Genomic DNA, 3,002 nt, shown 5'->3' on the forward strand with positions numbered 1-3,002 from the left:
ACTCGGCGACGCCGATCTCGACGCCGCCGTCGTCGCGGACGCCGTCAGGCAGCTCGCCGCCGGCGCCTCCGCGGTGCACGGGTACGGCCCGCACGGCGAGCGCACCGGCACGGGGACGCGCGTGTTCCTGCAGGTCTTCGCTCCGCCCCCGCGCCTGCTGGTGTTCGGCGCGATCGACTTCGCGGCCGCCCTGGCGCGCGCCGGACGCCTGCTCGGGTTCCAGGTCACGGTCTGCGACGCCCGCCCGGTGTTCGCCACGCCGGCCCGCTTCCCCGAGGCCGACGAGGTGGTGGTCGAGTGGCCGCACCGGTACCTCGCCGCCGAGATCGAGGCGGGTCGCGTCTCGGCGCGCGACGCCGTGTGCGTGCTGACCCACGACCCCAAGTTCGACGTGCCCCTGCTGCACACCGCGCTCACCGACCTGCCGGCCGGCACCTACGTGGGCGCCATGGGCTCCCGCCGAGCGCACACCGAACGGACCGCCCGGCTGGTCGAGGACGGCGTGCCGGCAGCCGCGCTCGCCCGGCTGCACAGCCCGATCGGGCTGGACCTCGGCGCCCGCACGCCCGACGAGACCGCCGTCTCGATCGCCGCCGAGATCATCGCGGCCCGCTCCGGCGCCTCGACCCGGCCTCTGCGCGAGACGCCCGGCCCGATCCACGGCTGAGGTCTCGTCCGCCGGCACCTGCGCGCCCGGCTGATCCGGGACCTGGTTGCAGATGCCATCAGCACGCCGGGTCGCACAGCCGGGGAACCCGTCAGTCCGCGTGCTGCACCACGTTGACCACCGTGCCGTCCGGTGCCCGCACCAGGAACCGGCGCACGCCCCACGCCTCCGTCGTCAGCTCGTGCACGATCTCGTACCCGCGCTGCCGCGCCTCGGCGTACGCGCCCTCGACGTCGGGCGTGTGGACCGAGACCGTGGCGTCAGCGGCGGCCGTCGCGTCGTGCGTGAGGAGCTGGACCACCGCGCCGGTGTCCGGGGACGTGTAGCGGGCCACCCAGCCCAGGTTGAACTCCTCGGTGCTCAGCCCGAGGTAGTCGGCGTAGAAGCCCTTGGCGGCGTCGACGTCGGCCACCCGCAGGTTGGCCATGATCCGGCTTACGCGCATCGTTCCTCCTGATCGGGGGCTGGTCGGGGACCGGTCGGGAAAATCCAGGGGCCTCCACCCGCGACACCGTCCTAGGCTGCGGGCATGTCAGCGCACGTCGAGACCATCGTCCCGCCCAAGCTCCGCCCCGGCGACACCGTCCGGGTGATCGCACCCGCCCGCTCGCGCACCATGATCATGGAGCACGACAACACCCGCTGGATCGACGAGCGGTTCGCCGCGATGGGACTCACCCTCACGTTCGGCGAGCACGTCGACGAGGACGACCAGTTCCGCAGCGGATCGATCGAGCACCGCGTCGCCGACCTGCACGCCGCGTTCGCCGACCCGTCCGTCGCTGGGATCATCACCGTGATTGGCGGGTTCAACAGCAATGAGCTGCTGCCCTACCTGGACTTCGACCTGGTCGCGGCCAACCCCAAGGTGTTCTGCGGCTACTCGGACATCACCGCGCTGCAGAACGCGATCCTCGCGCACACCGGTCTGGTCACGTACTCCGGCCCGCACTGGTCGAGCTGGGGCATGCGTGACCACTTCGAGCCCACCGGCGACTGGTTCCGCGCCGCCGTGACCAGCGACGCCCCGATCGTCGTCGAGCCGTCGCAGGCCTGGACCGACGACATGTGGTTCGCCGACCAGGACACCCGCACCCCCGTGCCGAACGAGGGCTGGTGGCGGCTACGGCCGGGAACCGCCTCGGGACGGATCGTCGGCGGCAACCTGGGCACGCTCAGCCTGCTCCAGGGGACCGCGCACATGCCGGCGCTCGACGGCGCGCTCCTGTTCCTGGAGGACGACTTCGAGTCCGACGCCGCGCACGTCGCGCGCCAGCTCACGTCCCTGCTCCAGCTTCCCGACGCCGACGGCGTGACCGGGATCGTGCTCGGCCGCTTCCAGTCCGCCTCCGGCGTGACCCGCGGGGCGCTCGACGAGATCGTCGCGCGCCAGCCCGCCCTGGCCGGCAAGCCGGTGCTGGCCGGCGTCGACTTCGGGCACACCAGCCCGCAGCTCACCTTCCCGGTCGGCGGCACGGCGGACGTCGTCGTCGGCGCGGACGAGGCGGGCCTGACGATCACCCGCCACTGACCCCCGACGTGTCAGGCGCACAGATCCCTCGAGTGACCTGTGCGTCTGACACGTTGATCCCGGGGCGGCGTCCGCCGTCGGCGAACCCGGAAATTGAGTCGGGTCGACTCAGGTTGTACCGGTCATCAGACCCCGCCCGAGGAGGACACCATGACCACCGTTCTGACCCGTTCCCCGTTCGCCCGCACCTGGGTCCGCGACCCGTGGAGCCAGCAGCTCGGCGTCACCGAGGGCCCCGTGCCCGCGGCCGACGTCTACCGTGAGGGCGAGGACCTCGTCGCCCGCCTCGACCTGCCGGGCGTGAACCCGGCCGACGACGTCACCGTCGAGGTCGAGGGTCGCAAGCTCGTCGTGCGCGGCGAGCGAAAGGACCAGCGCTCCGAGGAGTCCGAGGGCCGCCGCATCTCGGAGGTCCGCTTCGGCTCCTTCCGCCGCGTCGTCACCCTGCCGAAGGCCGTGGACGGCGACGCCGTGCGCGCGTCCTACGACTCGGGCGTCCTGACGGTCACCGTGCCGGGCGTCTTCGCCGGCACCACGCCGCAGCGCATCGAGGTCACCACTGCCGCCTGATCCCTCAGGCAGCCACGGACGGCGCCCGACCGCACACCGCGGCCGGGCGCCGCCCGCGTTCCGGGGGCAGGCAAGGGACCGAGCTCAGTGACTTCGGTCCCCTGTCTCGAGACCGGTCCGTTGAACGACCGGTCTCAGGGCGACCGACCGATGTCGTGTGCGCCAGAAGACACAGTCACCGCGCCAGCGCCGCCGCGCCCACCACCGTCGCGTCGCCGCCCAGCGCCGCCCGGC

General features: G+C 72.9%; 4 protein-coding genes. 3 read left to right on the forward strand and 1 reads right to left on the reverse strand.

The genetic code is table 11. The features are described 5' to 3' along the window. A partial coding sequence (locus tag PROKR_RS28285; RefSeq protein WP_036970797.1) for an XdhC family protein occupies nucleotides 1-667 on the forward strand: 667 nt, incomplete at its 5' end. A gap of 91 nt (nucleotides 668-758) precedes the next feature. On the opposite strand, the gene PROKR_RS28290 is transcribed toward PROKR_RS28285, so the two are convergent. After that, nucleotides 759-1,112, reverse strand: a complete 354-nt coding sequence (locus PROKR_RS28290) for a VOC family protein (protein WP_036970538.1) — start codon at nucleotides 1,110-1,112, stop codon at nucleotides 759-761. An 84-nt stretch (nucleotides 1,113-1,196) separates the two neighbouring features. Between PROKR_RS28290 and PROKR_RS28295 the strand changes: the two genes are divergently transcribed. Then, nucleotides 1,197-2,198 (forward strand): S66 family peptidase, encoded by a 1,002-nt coding sequence (locus PROKR_RS28295; RefSeq protein ID WP_084800734.1) that lies wholly within the window; start codon nucleotides 1,197-1,199, stop codon nucleotides 2,196-2,198. A gap of 150 nt (nucleotides 2,199-2,348) precedes the next feature. Then, nucleotides 2,349-2,768, forward strand: a complete 420-nt coding sequence (locus PROKR_RS28300) for an Hsp20/alpha crystallin family protein (RefSeq protein ID WP_036970540.1) — start codon at nucleotides 2,349-2,351, stop codon at nucleotides 2,766-2,768. Nucleotides 2,769-3,002: the final 234 nt, after the last annotated feature.

The organism is Promicromonospora kroppenstedtii DSM 19349 (assembly GCF_000515355.1).
Classification (GTDB): domain Bacteria; phylum Actinomycetota; class Actinomycetes; order Actinomycetales; family Cellulomonadaceae; genus Promicromonospora; species Promicromonospora kroppenstedtii.

Bases quoted from the DNA above. Each gene is read 5' to 3' on its own strand.
- PROKR_RS28290 (WP_036970538.1), bottom strand. From the start codon at position 1,112: ATGCGCGTAAGCCGGATCATGGCCAACCTGCGGGTGGCCGACGTCGAC.
- PROKR_RS28295 (WP_084800734.1), top strand. From the start codon at position 1,197: ATGTCAGCGCACGTCGAGACCATCGTCCCGCCCAAGCTCCGCCCCGGC.
- PROKR_RS28300 (WP_036970540.1), top strand. From the start codon at position 2,349: ATGACCACCGTTCTGACCCGTTCCCCGTTCGCCCGCACCTGGGTCCGC.